The following is a 1070-nucleotide window of genomic DNA, read 5'->3' on the forward strand; positions in this document are numbered from 1 at the left end:
AAAGCGCTACGGTCGTTTCCCGAGATCGAAGACCAATTCGATGCCGGTGACCTCACTTTCGAGCACGCAGCACTGATCGTGGCGTTCTGCGAATCCCCACCCAAGGCAATGCCCGACGCCGCACTACCGTACTGCCGCGACACACTCCTCGCCGCAGCATCGGGAACCGAAGCAACCACCGTCAAACTGCGCTACGCCATCAGCGTCCTCGAGCACATGTTCGAATCCGACGACCCACCACCAAGCGAAGACACCGACCGCAACGAACTGCGCATCTCCCCCACCCTCAACGGAAGAGTCGCCGTCCGAGGCGATTTCGACGGAGTGACCGGCGAAATGCTTCTCTCCGCCCTCTCCAACCTCTCCATGCCCACCCCCGCCGAAGACGGCACACCCGACAAACGACCCGCCGCCACACGCAACGCAGACGCCATGGCAGAACTCATCCGGCGCTACCTCGACAACGCTGCCACCGGCATCGACGGCGGCCAACGCCCACACCTGAACGTGCACATCAACGCCAAAGACCTGGCCTACCACCGTGAATGCGCCACAACGAGTGATGGCTCAACACCTGCCCCGTCCGAGGACGACGATCCCGGCATGCTCGATCTCGACTTTCACGATCTCGACAAACAAGATCTCGATGTCGGCCACATGCCCTGGATGGGACCACTGAGCGTCGGCCGCACCCGCATGATCGCCTGCGACTGCATGCTCTCCAGCGTCCTCCTCGACGGAAACGGCGCCCCACTCGACGTCACCCCACTCAAAAGGCTTGTCACCGCAGCACAACGCACCGCCCTGATCGCCCGCGACAAAGGCTGCGCCTTCCCCGGCTGCGACTGCGTCCCCGCCTGGACCGACGCCCACCACATCAAACACTGGGCCAAAGGAGGACCAACCGTCATGGACAACCTGGTCCTGCTCTGCCGAACCCACCACACCCTGATGCACCGAAAACCCGGATTCACCGGCAAATGGGAAATCCGAATGGGCACCGATCACCTGCCCTGGTTCATCCCACCACCGGGCATCGACCCCGACCGGAAACCCCGCCGCTCCACCAC

1 protein-coding gene is annotated in these 1070 nt (G+C 63.2%); it reads left to right on the plus strand.

The features are described from left to right. Positions 1-1070, plus strand: a 1070-nt coding sequence (locus AC1Q61_RS32750; protein WP_492651489.1) for an HNH endonuclease signature motif containing protein, incomplete at both ends; no start/stop codon positions are given.

It is taken from the genome of Rhodococcus sp. MPR-R1B, from assembly GCF_058793255.1.